Source organism: Alkalicoccus luteus (assembly GCF_012034335.1).
In the GTDB taxonomy this organism is placed as follows: Bacteria; Bacillota; Bacilli; order Bacillales; family Salisediminibacteriaceae; genus Alkalicoccus; species Alkalicoccus luteus_A.
Genome location: NZ_JAATHJ010000020.1, coordinates 1 through 13,605 on the forward strand (window position 1 = coordinate 1; position 13,605 = coordinate 13,605).

Consider the following 13,605-nt stretch of genomic DNA (forward strand, 5'->3'; position numbering starts at 1 on the left):
CCTCCCGTCACCCCCCATCCCCAAATCCTCCATCCACCTCCGCAGGCTCCTGCCTGCCTTTGTTAAAAACGATCTTTCAGAGGCGGTTTCAGCTGGATGGCTGTTGGATGTTTGTCTGATCTCGCCGTTCAGGACCGAGCATACAAAAAGCCTCCGCCCGGAATTCCGGACGGAGGCTGCATGAAAAAGCGTATTAGAGGCTGCGCGCACCGATGTAAGTGCGGCTCCAGTATGGGTTGCTCAGGCTGGAAACTGTTACACCTGTAGAAGAACCAGAGTGGATGAACTGGTTGTTTCCAAGGTAGATTCCTGCGTGAGACGGGCCTGTGCGAGTTTCAAAGAATACGAGATCGCCGACAGATGGGCTGGATACGCGTGATCCGGCGTTCCACATTTGTGCTACTGTACGTGGCACGCTCTTGCCGTTCTGTGCGAAGCTGTACTGAATGAATCCGCTGCAGTCAAATCCGCGCGGGCTTGTTCCGCCCCATACATACGGGCTGCCGACGAGGCTGCGCGCTGTAGAGATGACACCGCTGTTGCTGCTTGAAGAGCTTGCGCCTGCTACAGAAGTAGACTGGCTGCTGTTGCTGCTTGAGCTGGAAGAGCTCGCCGCAGTGGAGTTATTGCTTCCGCCTGATACGCCGAGGGAGCTGAGCGTACGTGGACCAGCTACGCCGAAGAAGTTACCGCGCGGGCTGGAGATACGGTTGGAAAGCTGATACGCCTGAACAGCTGCGAGTGTCTTAGGTCCGAAAACGCCGTCAATGTTAGAAGAGCTGTTGTAGCCCTGGCTTGCCAGAGACTGCTGAAGTGTTTCCACGCTGTTTCCGCGGTCACCCATCTTTACTGAAGCTTCTGTAACTTCCGGAGCAATAAAAATCGCACCTGCAACTGCCAATGTCATCATAAGTTTTTTCATGTTTTTCGTCTCCCACTTTCTTATTTTGTTTTTATATTTTTTGTTTTTGTTTTAGGTTTCCTGCTAACGAGATTAATCATATTAAATTTCTTCAGAGAAATAAACCTATTTTAGAAAATGACAACAAACTTCAATCAACCTGACATGCTTATGTAACAATTCGTCTTATTTGAACCATTTATTTCCTTTTAAATGTTCTTAAAGTCCTTTAATTAGGACAAAACTTGTCGTACGACCGTTTATTTGTTTGTTACAGAGCTAATTTAGCATCAAAATGGCTGGTTCTATTGAGTGAATTGATTGTGAAATACCCTCAATTCCCTTTTCTACTATAGCATTATGCTTTCTTCCGCTGCAGAGCTGATACGGCATCATGGGAAAATAGTTATTTTTCTGAAAGATTATCGTTCGTCCGGCTTCATCGGCATCGCTTTCATGCTATACTGGACAGCGACAGCCTTACATAAGAAAGTTTGATTACATGCATGGAGGGACAATCATGAGCTATTTTCCAGAAAATACACCTGTTGAGGAGCTTCAGCTGCTCGGTGCAGAGACCGCAGCTTCTCCGAAAAAACGAACAGAGGAAAACGACGAGCCTGCACAAACAGAGCTTTCGCTGCACCCGGACTGGGACGTAACCGAAACCGACCAGGCCGCATTTGAAAAACTGCACGGCGATTTGAATGAATTGCAAAAAGACCAGCTTTCGCTTGCCGGAATCCGCTGGGACCAGCAGGAAGACGGCGACTATGTCTTTCTTGCTTTCATTCGTCAGACGCTTGAGAAAAGCGCTGCATTTAAGTATACGGTCATCGAGCTTTACGACGAAGCGGACACGCTGCTTGGCCGCAAAGAGTTTGATCTGACCGACCTCGGCGAGCTGCCTGCCATGAGCAGCCGGCCATATACATTTACGTTCGGCGAAAAAGATATGTTCGGTCACGATGTGCCGGAGAGCGGCTGGAAGCTCGTCTTTAAGAAGAAAAAGAAAGAAATTCCAGAGCATCAGCTCTCACTCACGCCTGCTTGGCGGAAACGACTGACAGCGGAAAACAAGCGTCAGCTGAAGCAGGTCGTCGACAACATGAAGCCGCCAAAGCATGGACAGGTTAACTTCGTCGGACTCCGCGCTACATTTTTACGGGATCGGAAAGAACTGCACGTTACGATGCTGATCCGAAACGGCAGCGACCGTAACGTGAATATTGAGACACTCCCGCTTCAGGTAGAAGATGCAACAGGAGAAATCGCTGCCCGCGGCGGCTTCCGTCTTAAGCCGAAGCTTCAGGTGAAAGCACATACGACAACGCCTTGGAATTTCGTATTTCCAGAGCGCATGCTGCTAAAGGAAAAGCCTGATCTGACGAAGTGGAAGGCGTATCCGCCGAAACGTAAAAAGGAAGAAGACAAAACCGAAGAATAATCACCGAACGCCGCAGCTGTCTGCGGCGTTTTTCTATTGCGAGCATATGAAAAAGCCGCCCGGATGGACGGCTTTTTCGCTACGGCGTGTGAAATTTTTGCGTGAAGAACGGCCGGTCATCTTCGCCGTAATCGGCTCCGACGCCGAGCTGTTCAAAATCAGGGCTGAGCAGGTTTTCGCGGTGGCCCATTGAATTCATGAGGCCTTGCTGGGCAAAAATTGCACTCGCCTGTCCCGACGCCAGGTTTTCGCCTGCTCTGGAATAGTTCAACCCTGCTTCCCGCATCCGGTTAAACGGCGACTGGCCTTCCGGAGATTCGTGCGCAAAGTAGTTTCGCTCCGCCATGTCGCTGCTGTGCGCTTTCGCCACCTCTGCAACCTCGTCGTTCCAGTCAAGCGGGTCAAGGCCGTGTTCAACACGGTCCGCATTCACGACTTCAAACATGAGCGCCGATGCTTCTTCTGCAGCTGCTTCAGAGCCTTCGCCGTAGTAGCCGTCCAGCGACTGCTCCGTTTCGGTCTCAATCAGCTGAATCGCGGCCACTTCCATGTTTTGATGCACATCGTAAAATACCGTTAAATAGCCTTCCTCTGTTTCAAATAAATCAAACTCGTCGCTCTCTGCCTGAGAATAACGCGTATTGCCTTTCGTTATATATGCGGCAGGTTCGCCTAGTGCCTCACGTGCCTCGGTTTCGTCCGCCGGCATCGATCCGTCCGGCAGCTGCCATTCTGTATTGCTGTAAAGCGCCGTGACTTCGCCATCCTCCATCCCGATCAGACGGAAGTTGTCATAGCCTTCATGATAGCTGTGCCAGTCAAAGCCGTAATGGCTTTCCATCACACGCTCCGGCTCACCGAACAACGCTTCCACGTCCTCGGCGCTGTCACCGATCGCAACACCGTTCACTTCAATTACTTCCCGTTCTTCCTCCGGCTCCTGTTCATGCTCGGACGGTGCCTCTCCCAGTTCCGGCGCATCTGAACCAGCGCGGCTCATCATCACCGTTACTTCCTTGCGTCCGTCATGAATAACAGCACGGTCCTGTCCCTCTTGAAAATCCGTATCGACATCCAGAGTCTGTTCCAGGAAGGAAAGCGGCAGATACTGGTCCTCATCGGCGCTGTAAACCGGCTTTTCCAGTTCGACATAATCACCGTTCACGTTTATTTCTTCGTCTTCCGGCGCGAACTGGAAGATGACGCCTTCCCGCTCTGCGGTATACAGGTTTTCCTCTTCATTCCACGTGAGCTCGGCCTCAAGCTCCGTCATCGTATCGTGGAACGGCACCATCGGCACGTCGTCCAGGATAAGGCCTCCGTCTATCGTGACATCCTCCGATCCCATCGTCGTCGTAAGCTCCGGCTCCTGCTCCCGGACATCACTTACTTCATCAAAAGGAAACCAGAATACAAATACGATAACGGCGAAGAAAAAGAAAATAGAAAATCCGGGTGTTGCTGCTCGTCGATGACGCATCACGCAAAACTCCTTTATCCTTACGCATCCTCCATCGTAAAGTAGCGGCGGAGTTCTTCCAGCTTTTTCGCTCCGATGCCTTTTACGCGGATCAGTTCGTCGATGCTCTCAAAATTTCCGTTCTCTTTACGTTCCCGAATAAAGCTTGCTGCAAGCTCAGAACCAACCCCGGGAATCTGAAGCAGTTCCTCTTCATAGGTTCGGTTTGGATGAATAAGAACCTCATCGTCCTCTTCATCAGCTTCCGCTTTGCTCTCTGATTCACTCTGTTCGTCTTCCTGCGGCACTTCCGAATCCTCTTCCGGTTCGCTGTCCGATGCTGCATCGTTCTCCGGTTCTTCCTCAGCGGCTTCTGCGCCGCCATCTGACTCTGATTCAGCCGGCTGTTCCTTTTCCTCTGCCGGTGCTGAATCCTCTTCCTGCACGTTTGAATCAGCCTCTTCTTTACCCGGTGCCTTTACCGGCTCATCCTCCAGCCAATTCAGCAGGCTGCGTCGTACGGCAGGGAAAAACTTATAGGCTGCTCCTGCTGCAGTTAAAAAAGCGATGATTTTCTTAAGCATGTTCCAGGTCTCCTTCCGTACAGGCAGTCTGAAACTGCGGCCGGCTGTGTGAAACAGTATATCAGCCTTCCGCAGCTGTATCCTCCTGTATCAGGTCTTTTTTATCATATTCCACATTATACCTGGAAACAAACCGGTATAACAGCAGGTTCAGGCAGGATTTTAAGCGTTTATGTCGAATAATACAAGACGCTGAAACCATTGGCCCGCATGAGCCTGGTTTTTATAAGTCGTGATGACCATTATGTGCTTCCTCATTTTCCCACATTCCTTCAGAATTCCCCTAAGCGAATGCCTCTTCATGACATTTTCAGTAAAGGAACGATGTCCTGTGACCTCACCTGCTGTCCATGCCCTGCGCCTGCGCTCACCCAGACTGGCGGAAACTGCCGCCGAGCTCGACCTGCTTTTGCACATAACCGCTTCCATGAAGCAAAAGCAGCCATTTTCTCTGTTAAGCTACACTGTCTTAGACGATGCTTTTCACCTGACGTTACAGCACGAAGGTATTCGGCCGCTCCGCCTTCTGCAGCAGCTAGCCGCCCGTTACCACAACTCCCTGATAGAGTCAGGCCGCGGCCTCGTCCGCAGCGATTTTCAATGCCGGACGCTTGTTACACGCCGCAGCCTGCTCGAAACCGTCAAGTATCATCATCTCCTGCCGGTTTTGCACGATTACCATCCTTCCCCCGATGCCGGAGCACGCTCCAGCTACGCCGCATATATCCGGGAAGAAAACGGTTTTATCGATCGTGAAGCTGTTTTACAGTCCTTTCCTGGAGGCACCGATGCCTTCTGCCGGTTTCACGAGCGCGAGCTTTCTACAGCCGCCTCCAGCCTTCAGCTCCGTGAATATTCGGAGGCTTATCTTACAGCGCTGTATACGGTTACCGGATCGAACACGGTCAATATATAACATTTGCACACCCTCGGCTGATAATCCCTGTTTTTCTCATGCATAAATAGGACTGTAAACGACGAAAAAGCCAGTTATCATACTACTATTGGCCTGATACTTATGCTATACTTGCCTTACTTAAACAGACTGTATAAGAAGGCAGGTGAGGTCGTGCAGGAATCGCTTATCGTGTTAGACGTGCTTTATGACTGGAGGCTTGTGCTGTTCTCGGTGGTCGTCGCCATCGTCGGTTCCTATGTGGCACTGGAGATTAATACGAGATTAACCATCCTTCATTCATCAAAGAATCAGTTTTTATGGATGGGGATCGGTGCCGTCACGATGGGCGTCTCGATCTGGTCGATGCATTTCATCGCGATGTCGGCATTTCAGCTGTACGTTCCGCTCACCTACAATTGGTGGCTCACGGCCTTTTCCGTGCTGCCTGCGATTATCGCTGCGTTTACCGCCTTTTTCGTGCTGCACCGCCTGAAGCTGCGGGCGCTCACCATTCTTGCGGCAGGCCTTTTTATAGGCTTCGGGATTGTCGCGATGCATTACAGCGGCATGCACGCCGTCACGTTTGCAGGTGTCGTGACTCATTCTCCTGCACTCGTTGTCACCGCCTCTACCGTCGCGGTCGTCGTATCGTTTGCGGCGCTGCTCCTGTTTTCCCTGACGAAAAATATCCGCTCGATTCCCGTCCGGGCGCTGGTCGCGTCGGTGATGGGCCTTGCGATCGCTTCGATGCACTATACCGGCATGGCAGGTACGGATTTCTGTCTTCCCACCGGCATGAGCTCCATTATTCAGCCGGAGCCGGTAAGCTCAACGAACGTGTTTGGTGCCGCAACGCTGTTTACAGCCGGCACTATCTTTGTCGCGGTACAGTTTATTCTATACAGTGAAAATCGCTGGTTTAACCGGATGACGTTTACGGATGCCGCAACCGGACTGGCCAACCGCCGCCAGCTGGAAGGACTCTCTGCTGCCGCTCTTCAGCGCTTCGGTGTTGCCTGTGCGCTGGAGATTAACGACATGAAAGACTGGTCGCTGAACTACGGCTATGCTGCGGCGGACCGTCTGACAAAGCAGGCGGCTGAGGCACTGGAAAAGAAACTTCCGCTCCAGGCCGAGCTCTACAAGACGGAGGAAAACCGCTTTACCGTATTCCTCCCCTCTGCACCAAAAGAGGCCATGCGTGAATCGATCGCCGAGCTTGCTCAGCCGATTCAGGCGGAGCTCCCGGAATCAAATCAGATCATGGAGCTTACCTTTTCTGCAGGTGCTGCCTGTGCAGTTGATAAAAAACCGCTCGCTGAATTATTGAAGGAACTGGATCACGCGCTCAGAACGTCACTGCGAACGAAGCGGGACATTGTGTTTTACGATGAAGACGCAGCCGAGCAGGTTCGTGAAGAACGGATCATTCAGGAGCTTCGGCATGCGATTACCGAAGAGACGCTCGAAGCATATTACCAGGTGAAAGTCGATTTGCAGACGATGCGCTCAGAAAAAGTAGAGGCGCTTGCCCGCTGGACGCACCCGGAGCTGGGGATGATTTCACCGGGTGAATTTATCCCAGCCGCAGAGCGGGCCGGACTGATTGTGCCTCTGACCGAATACATGCTGCACCGCGTCTGCAGGCAGCTTCTGGAGTGGGATCAGTCCAGTGTACCTGTCCGGGAAGCGGCCCTGAACCTGTCTCCGGTCCACTTTCAGGCGGTCGGTGCGAACAAACGGATTCAGGATATCGTCTCCGGCTACGGGCTCGATCCCGGCCGAATTGAACTCGAAATCACGGAAACGGCGATGATGCGCAACCTGGAAACAGCAGTTGCCCAAATGGAGGATCTCCGCGCGTTCGGCTTCCGGCTTGCGTTAGACGACTTCGGCACCGGTCTGTCGTCGCTTACGTACCTGCAGCAGCTGCCGGTGCATACGTTGAAAATTGACCGCAGCTTTATTTCGCGTCTGACCCGGTCCCCGGAAGATCAGGCGATCGTGAAATTAATGATCGATTTCGCAGCAACGACCGGTCTGCACGTAGTCTGTGAAGGAATCGAATCCCGCGAAGAACTGCTTGCCCTGAAGCTCATGGGCTGTCAGGACGGTCAAGGCTTTCTCTTCCAGCGTCCCGTTCCCGCTTCGGAGATAACCATCCGCTACGACTTGGATCTCACCTCCTGAACAACGAAAAAAGCTGTCTCAGGTGATACACGGAGACAGCCGTAGTAAAAATGGCACAGCCAGCCCAGATTCGCAGGCAAAGCTGTGCTTTTTCGTACAAACGATCAGCTTACTTTACCGTCCATTTTTTCCTCAATCAGATTGCCGACGCGCGCCAGCAAAATTGTCACGATAACCGCCGTTACAGCAAGACCGTAAAATCCGGCCGCAATACTGATGCCGACTCCGCCGACGAAAAAAATCATCGCCGCTGACGTCAGTCCCGTCACGTTAAAGCCGTCTTTTAAAATAACGCCCGCACCGAGAAAGCCAAGTCCGGAAACGATCTGCGCCGCGAGACGCATCGGATCCATCATGATATTGTCAGACATCTCTGAAAAGTGTACGACGCTGTGTATCGAAATCAGCGTGATCAGGCAGCAGGAGGCGCAGACGTACATATATGTTTTGATGCCGGCTGGTTTGCTTTTGGAGTAGCGGTCCCAGCCGATCAGAAAGCCAATGACCGCGCTGCCGATAATTTGCAGCAGCATCACCGCGTACGGGGTAACGTAACTGCCGACTGACGTGATATCCACCATAACCAGCCACTCCCTTCCATGTGTTACTGTAAGTATACCGGAAACTGTCTTTTCTTAAACAGACGATTTTCATTTTACCCGGTTATTTAGTATCATAGAGAGTACAGGAGGTGGCGCGGATGAGCGAAGAAAAAGAAGAACTGCAAGAAAGAGTGATGGCCGAGCTGGAAAACGTGGTGGACCCGGAGCTAGGCATCGATATCGTCAATCTCGGGCTCATTTATGAAATCCAGCTTGATGACAACGATAACGTCACGGTTCTGATGACCCTGACTTCCATGGGCTGCCCGCTTGCAGGAACAATCGTAAGCGATATTAAAACAGCGCTGCAGGAGCTTCAGGAAATTCAGGAAATCGGAGAGGTCGATGTGCAGATCACGTTCAACCCTCCGTGGGATAAAAAAATGATGTCCCGCTATGCGAAGCTTGCCCTTGGTGTAGCCGACAACTAAAAAGAAAAACAGAGCTCCGCGGTGCGCCGCGGAGCTCTGAGTTTAGACAAAGTCGGTTTAGGTGAATCATGTTGCATCTGCCTGTATCTACGGGCACTCGCTTTCCGGAGGGAACGGGCTCAGCTAATCGCTTCCTCCTGCTGTCGGAAGCGCTGGATCTTCACCTCGTTCTGATCCTCACGGAGTCGAGGCCCTTCGATGTCGGCAGCTGGCAGTACGGTTCAACTGTGTCGTTACGGTTGGCACGAGCTTATAAGATGCAGATGAACCTTTCGTTATGCGATGTTTCTACGTGGAACAGCACTGCCTGTACGTTATCGAATTCATCAATAAAGCCAAAAAGCAGTCGCGTCTGCCTATCGTAACGTTATACTTCAATAAGCAGATCTGTTTTCTCAGACGTGTCCGGCGGGGGAGCAACAAGCAGTCTGAAGATTCAGTGCCGTTCAGATCTGTGAACGGCATGAACGCACGAGTGAAGCCTCATAGCCGTTCGATCTTGAACGGCATGAAAAGCGCGAGTGGAACCGGACCGGGTCTTAAAGGCTTCTCGCGAGAAGCCTGTGTCCGTGTGAAGCCGCGCCATCCTACGTGCCTATCTTCCATTCATACAGGATCCCCCTGAGAAATGGCTGAGGACAAGTCCACGGCAGGCTCGGTAAGAAGAGGGGAAAGACAACCAAACGAATAAACACGTAAGAAGATTTACTTTGTCAACAGCTAAAGCTCCGCGGTGCGCCGCGGAGCTTTTTTCGTTTGCGCTGTGATAATTGGCTTGGAGACGGGTATAGAGTCGTTGAAGGGAGAGGATTAAACATGGTTACGATGATACTTGTCGGTCTGACGCTGCTCCTGCTCGGGGCGACACTCGTCAGCTACTTGCGACATAAACGTTTTCAGGGAAGCCGCGTTCATATGGGGCTGCTTATTCATATGTTTTTTTGTGCTCACCGCGATTACCATCGGATTTACATTCATTTACTAAATACTGAATCTGCAAGGTCCGATCTTGCACGTGAACGACCCGACTGATGATTTCTGGGACCCGTCCTTTATGGACTTGCTGTACTTCAGCGGAGTGACGATTTTGTCCGTTGGTTACGGTGATTTTGTTCCGATCGGCGCCGCCCGCTTCTTTGCCCTGCTTCAGGCAGCGCTCGGGCTGCTCGTGCCGTCTGCGTTTTTCATGACGATGCTCGGGGAAAAGATACAGGAAAAGCATAAGTAAAGGAGCTAACGCCGTGAAACCCCTATTGACGATGCAGTGGGAGCACGTTTTGTTTTTACATTGGGAGGCTGACGCAGAGGCCTTCCAGGCGCAGCTCCCGGAAGGAATGGAGCTCGATACGTTCAACGGCCGGGCGGTACTCGGCATTATTCCGTTCTGGATGACGGGCATCTCGCTTACCCGTCTGCCAGCTTTGTCCCGCCTGTCTTTTCCGGAACTGAACTTACGAACCTACGTCCGCGTAAACGGTCGGCCCGGCATTTATTTTTTCTTTTTAGATGCGAGTCACCCGCTCGCCAATCGGATTGCGAATACATTTTTCCTGCTGCCGTACCGGCCTGCCCGCTTTCACGTAAGCGACAAAGGAGCCGTTTCGTTTCAGCACCGGCAGAAGCAGGGGGAAACGTTTCACGTCCGCTACCGTCCGGACAGTCCCGTGTTTGAAGCGGAACACGGCAGCTTCGCATGGTGGGCAACGGAACGCTATCATTTTTTCACGAAAAAAGCAGGGTCGATCTGGCAGGGAGACATCCAGCACCGTCCGTGGCCGCTTCAGAAGGCATCAATGACGATACTCGATAATACGATTTCATCGCGGAATATGCAGCCTGGCCGTATGCTGGATCCACTCTACAGCAGAAAGCTCGCCGTTACCGCGGCAGGAATAAAGCGGGTTCAGCTCTAACGGCTGACCCGCTCTTTTTTTTGGCTCCGTGCCTGATGAAAAGCCTGCTTTCGCTCCTCAAGCGACGCATCCAGGTCGACGATCGGAAACGGATATGTCTGTCCGAGCTCGACCGCGGCTTCCTTCAATCCTCTTTCATCGAGCTTAAACGGTTCGTAAATGTATTTATTCGGGACATAGTTGAGCTCCGGCAGAAAGAAGCGGACGAAGTCACCTTTTGAATCGTAGCGTTTGCCTTGATTGACGACGTGAAACGCGCGAAATTCCTTTGCATCCGATCCGACACCGGCGACATACTGCCAGTTGCCGTAGTTGCTTGCGACATCGTGATCGAGCAGGTGCGCTTCAAACCAGGCAGCACCCCAGCGCCAGTCGATGCCGAGGTTTTTCGTGAGAAAGCTCGCCGTATTCTGACGGCCCCGGTTGGACATAAAGCCGCACTCCTTTAACTGACGCATCGACGCGTCGATCAGCGGATAGCCGGTCATCCCGTCACACCAAGCCTGAAACAGCTCTTTATCGAGCTTCCATTCAATCGGCAGCTGCTGAAGCCCTTCTGCCAGAAACATATCTCTGCCCTTTTTTCGCATGAGCAGATGAAAAAAGTCCCGCCACAGCAGCTCGAAAAAGAGCCAGTAGGTCGAGTCGTTAGCGTGTACTTCCTCCTCAAACCGCTTCAGCTCCCAATAGACTCTACGCGGGGAAAGTGAGCCGGAAGCAAGCCACGGTGAAAGCTTCGAGCTGTCGTTAAAAACGAGCATGCCATTGCGTCGTTCCTTATAATCGAGAATATCGCGCGATTCGAATAAATAAGCCTGCAGCCGGCGCAGCCCTTCCTGCTCGCCGCCGTTGACGAACGTCTGCACATCGAGGCTGCGGAACGCTTCCATCAGTTTTTCGCCCGATGCGGCGTGCTCTTCCAGATAAAGGGGCTGCTGTTCCTTTGGCGCCGCGGCCTCCTCGCGCGGGAGAATGTCCTGCTTCTCCACTTTTTTGCGGAAGCCGGAAAAGCCTTTCGGCAGCTCGGAAATGGCAAACGGCAGATCCTCTGTATGCAGCAGCGTATCGCCCTCGTACCAGATGACGGGAATGCCGGCTTGTTCCGCTGCTTCCGCCACCGCCTTTTCGTCCACCTGTTCCTCTGTTCCCGGGTATGTGTAAGCGTGGATCCGCGTAACGTGAAAGCGGTCAATCCAGTCTGCCGCCTCCTGGCCGGCCTCTCCTTCAGCAAGCATAAGCGGTACGCCGATTTGGGACAGCTGCTGGTGAATCTCCAGCAGAGACTCGATTAAAAATTTATGCCGTTTCGTATCTTCACGCGCGAACCCTGCTTCCGTCAGCTCCTGACGCCGCCGATTAAATAGATAGCCTGCCATTACCGGGGTATCGGTTTCGAGCGCCTCTGAGAGCGGAGCGTGATCATGTACGCGCAAATCGCTGCGCAGCCAAACCAGTTCCATGCCTTTTCACCTCGCTTCTGTTACGTGCTCTATTCCCCGCTGTGCCGGGAAAGAAACAAGCAGTCTTGGATTATGTATAATGGAGACAGGGAAAAAGAAGCAGGACAGAGGAGGATGAGACATGAAAATCAAAACAGCACTCGTACAAATGGACGTCGTCTTCGGTGATCCCGGGGCGAACCGGCGGAAGGTCAAACAAGCGGTGGAAGACGCCGTCGCAGAAAAAGCTGACGTGATCGTCCTGCCGGAGATGTGGACGACCGGCTATGACTTTGATTTCATTAAAGAAGAGCTCGAGGACGAAGCTTCGGACACAATTTTATTTTTACAGGAACTTGCCCGCGGCCATCGTGTGAACCTGATTGCAGGCTCTGTGGCGAAAAAAACGGAAGACGGTACGTTCAATACGCTGCTCGTGTTTAACCGCCACGGCGGTCTCCGCAAGGAATACAGCAAAGCGCATCTGTTCCGGCTTATGAATGAGGAAAAGCACCTGACGCAGGGAGACGAGGGCGGTATGTTTAAGCTGGAGCACGGCTATGCGGCCGGGTTTATCTGTTACGACATCCGCTTTCCGGAATGGATGCGCACGCACATGCTGCATCCGAAGTTTACACCGGACGTGTTTTACGTCGTCGCCGAATGGCCGAAAGCGCGGATTGAGCAGTGGCGTGCACTGCTGATTGCCCGCGCGATTGAAAACCAGGTCTTTGTCGTCGCCTGCAACCGCACCGGTTCGGATCCAAACAATGCGTTCGGCGGCCATTCCCTCGTGATCAGCCCGCTCGGTGAAGTACTCGCTGAAACCGGCGAAGAGGAAACGACGCTTTACGCGGAGTTTGATACCGAAGACGTGCAGGAGATCCGCGAAAACATTCCCGTCTTTCAGGACAGACGAACGGATTTATACCGCCAATAGGAAAAACACCACCGGCGCATCAGGCTTCCGGTGGTGTTTTCGTTTCGGACAGATTACTGGAAAAAGATCAGGTTAACCGCGGCGAGCGCAACGGTGATCCCTGCAATGCGGCGCATATTATCCTGCGACAGCTTCTTGAAGCAGGCGACGCCGAGCCTAGTGCCGACGAGCACCGTCAGCAGTCCGACTGCGAAATAAAATGGAAATTCGGAGGAGAAATCTCCGTTAAACGCATGCAGCAGCACCGTCGTTAAATTGGTCACGAAAAACGTGACCTGCAGGTTGGCGCTGTAGCGGTATTTGCTGTCTGCGAACAGCAGCATCATGACGACGACGAAAAATGGGCCTCCGACGGCATAAATGCCGCCGACAAATCCGCCGAGAAAGCCAAATACGACCGGAATCCAGATCGTTTCCTTTGGAAGCATCTGCGCATATTTACTCCCGAAAAATAAGTAGGCCGTTACGAGCAAAAGAAACAAGCCGAGTATGTCGCGCATGACGTCAAGCTCTCCGTACGCGGAGAGAACGAGAAATCCGCCAAAGCGGCCGACGAATGCTGCTGATAGAATGACGAGCAGCGAGCGCCAGACGATATGCCGGCGCAGTTGCCAGGCGATGCTTGTACACACCACAAGTGCAAGAGAAACGACGAGCAGCGTGCTGTCCTTAACGGTAAAAATAAGCGGCATGAAGCTCATCGCAATCAGGCCAAATCCGAAGCCGCTTACCCCCTGGACAAAGCTTCCTGCCAGTAGAATAATGGTAATCAGTAACAGTTCGATCCACATACATAAAACC

Annotated in this window: 14 protein-coding genes; 8 read left to right on the plus strand and 6 right to left on the minus strand. The window is 52.4% G+C overall.

The features are described from left to right. Positions 1-193 precede the first annotated feature (193 nt). A complete protein-coding gene (locus tag HCN83_RS12150) occupies positions 194-922 on the minus strand; it encodes an NlpC/P60 family protein (RefSeq protein ID WP_205774639.1) in 729 nt (242 codons plus the stop codon). A 499-nt stretch (positions 923-1,421) separates the two neighbouring features. Between HCN83_RS12150 and HCN83_RS12155 the strand changes: the two genes are divergently transcribed. Continuing rightward, entirely contained in the window at positions 1,422-2,348 is a 927-nt protein-coding gene (locus HCN83_RS12155; protein ID WP_168007678.1) for an accessory Sec system S-layer assembly protein, read from the plus strand. Positions 2,349-2,427: 79 nt separating this feature from the next. On the opposite strand, the gene HCN83_RS12160 is transcribed toward HCN83_RS12155, so the two are convergent. Then, positions 2,428-3,828: a CAP-associated domain-containing protein gene (locus HCN83_RS12160; protein WP_168007680.1), complete on the minus strand. Its 1,401-nt coding sequence runs from the start codon at positions 3,826-3,828 to the stop codon at positions 2,428-2,430. A gap of 20 nt (positions 3,829-3,848) precedes the next feature. Continuing rightward, positions 3,849-4,391: a ComEA family DNA-binding protein gene (locus HCN83_RS12165; protein WP_168007682.1), complete on the minus strand. Its 543-nt coding sequence runs from the start codon at positions 4,389-4,391 to the stop codon at positions 3,849-3,851. Between the two features lie 301 nt (positions 4,392-4,692). On the opposite strand from HCN83_RS12165, the gene HCN83_RS12170 reads away from it, so the two are divergent. Next, positions 4,693-5,307 (plus strand): hypothetical protein, encoded by a 615-nt coding sequence (locus HCN83_RS12170; RefSeq protein ID WP_168007684.1) that lies wholly within the window; start codon positions 4,693-4,695, stop codon positions 5,305-5,307. Between the two features lie 102 nt (positions 5,308-5,409). Beyond that, complete coding sequence (locus tag HCN83_RS12175; protein WP_168007686.1) at positions 5,410-7,479, plus strand: putative bifunctional diguanylate cyclase/phosphodiesterase; 2,070 nt, start codon at positions 5,410-5,412, stop codon at positions 7,477-7,479. Positions 7,480-7,583: 104 nt separating this feature from the next. On the opposite strand, the gene HCN83_RS12180 is transcribed toward HCN83_RS12175, so the two are convergent. Beyond that, a complete protein-coding gene (locus tag HCN83_RS12180; RefSeq protein WP_168007688.1) occupies positions 7,584-8,060 on the minus strand; it encodes an MgtC/SapB family protein in 477 nt (158 codons plus the stop codon). A gap of 119 nt (positions 8,061-8,179) precedes the next feature. Here HCN83_RS12180 and HCN83_RS12185 point away from each other — a divergent pair, with 119 nt between their 5' ends. The 4 genes from HCN83_RS12185 to HCN83_RS12200 all read left to right on the plus strand — a co-directional run bounded on the left by HCN83_RS12185 (position 8,180) and on the right by HCN83_RS12200 (position 10,425). Then, entirely contained in the window at positions 8,180-8,512 is a 333-nt protein-coding gene (locus HCN83_RS12185; RefSeq protein ID WP_168007690.1) for a metal-sulfur cluster assembly factor, read from the plus strand. Positions 8,513-9,328: 816 nt separating this feature from the next. Beyond that, entirely contained in the window at positions 9,329-9,544 is a 216-nt protein-coding gene (locus HCN83_RS12190) for a hypothetical protein (RefSeq protein WP_168007692.1), read from the plus strand. After that, complete coding sequence (locus HCN83_RS12195; protein WP_168007694.1) at positions 9,528-9,740, plus strand: ion channel; 213 nt, start codon at positions 9,528-9,530, stop codon at positions 9,738-9,740. Before HCN83_RS12190 ends, HCN83_RS12195 begins: the two co-directional genes overlap by 17 nt. A gap of 13 nt (positions 9,741-9,753) precedes the next feature. Then, positions 9,754-10,425 (plus strand): DUF2071 domain-containing protein, encoded by a 672-nt coding sequence (locus tag HCN83_RS12200; protein WP_168007696.1) that lies wholly within the window; start codon positions 9,754-9,756, stop codon positions 10,423-10,425. Here the strand turns inward: HCN83_RS12200 and HCN83_RS12205 are convergent. Beyond that, positions 10,422-11,885, minus strand: coding sequence for a cryptochrome/photolyase family protein (locus HCN83_RS12205; protein ID WP_168007698.1), 1,464 nt, complete (start codon positions 11,883-11,885; stop codon positions 10,422-10,424). The genes HCN83_RS12200 and HCN83_RS12205 overlap by 4 nt on opposite strands. Positions 11,886-12,006: 121 nt before the next feature. Between HCN83_RS12205 and HCN83_RS12210 the strand changes: the two genes are divergently transcribed. Then, a complete protein-coding gene (locus tag HCN83_RS12210) occupies positions 12,007-12,804 on the plus strand; it encodes a carbon-nitrogen family hydrolase (protein WP_168007700.1) in 798 nt (265 codons plus the stop codon). Between the two features lie 53 nt (positions 12,805-12,857). On the opposite strand, the gene HCN83_RS12215 is transcribed toward HCN83_RS12210, so the two are convergent. Continuing rightward, positions 12,858-13,595 (minus strand): sulfite exporter TauE/SafE family protein, encoded by a 738-nt coding sequence (locus HCN83_RS12215; protein ID WP_168007701.1) that lies wholly within the window; start codon positions 13,593-13,595, stop codon positions 12,858-12,860. Between the last annotated feature and the right edge of the window lie 10 nt (positions 13,596-13,605).

Excerpts from the sequence above, each read along its gene's own strand:
- HCN83_RS12150 (WP_205774639.1), bottom strand. The coding sequence starts at position 922 with ATGAAAAAACTTATGATGACATTGGCAGTTGCAGGTGCGATTTTTATT.
- HCN83_RS12155 (WP_168007678.1), top strand. The coding sequence starts at position 1,422 with ATGAGCTATTTTCCAGAAAATACACCTGTTGAGGAGCTTCAGCTGCTC.
- HCN83_RS12160 (WP_168007680.1), bottom strand. The coding sequence starts at position 3,828 with ATGCGTCATCGACGAGCAGCAACACCCGGATTTTCTATTTTCTTTTTC.
- HCN83_RS12165 (WP_168007682.1), bottom strand. The coding sequence starts at position 4,391 with ATGCTTAAGAAAATCATCGCTTTTTTAACTGCAGCAGGAGCAGCCTAT.
- HCN83_RS12170 (WP_168007684.1), top strand. The coding sequence starts at position 4,693 with ATGACATTTTCAGTAAAGGAACGATGTCCTGTGACCTCACCTGCTGTC.
- HCN83_RS12175 (WP_168007686.1), top strand. The coding sequence starts at position 5,410 with ATGCTATACTTGCCTTACTTAAACAGACTGTATAAGAAGGCAGGTGAG.
- HCN83_RS12180 (WP_168007688.1), bottom strand. The coding sequence starts at position 8,060 with ATGGTGGATATCACGTCAGTCGGCAGTTACGTTACCCCGTACGCGGTG.
- HCN83_RS12185 (WP_168007690.1), top strand. The coding sequence starts at position 8,180 with ATGAGCGAAGAAAAAGAAGAACTGCAAGAAAGAGTGATGGCCGAGCTG.
- HCN83_RS12190 (WP_168007692.1), top strand. The coding sequence starts at position 9,329 with ATGGTTACGATGATACTTGTCGGTCTGACGCTGCTCCTGCTCGGGGCG.
- HCN83_RS12205 (WP_168007698.1), bottom strand. The coding sequence starts at position 11,885 with ATGGAACTGGTTTGGCTGCGCAGCGATTTGCGCGTACATGATCACGCT.
- HCN83_RS12210 (WP_168007700.1), top strand. The coding sequence starts at position 12,007 with ATGAAAATCAAAACAGCACTCGTACAAATGGACGTCGTCTTCGGTGAT.
- HCN83_RS12215 (WP_168007701.1), bottom strand. The coding sequence starts at position 13,595 with ATGTGGATCGAACTGTTACTGATTACCATTATTCTACTGGCAGGAAGC.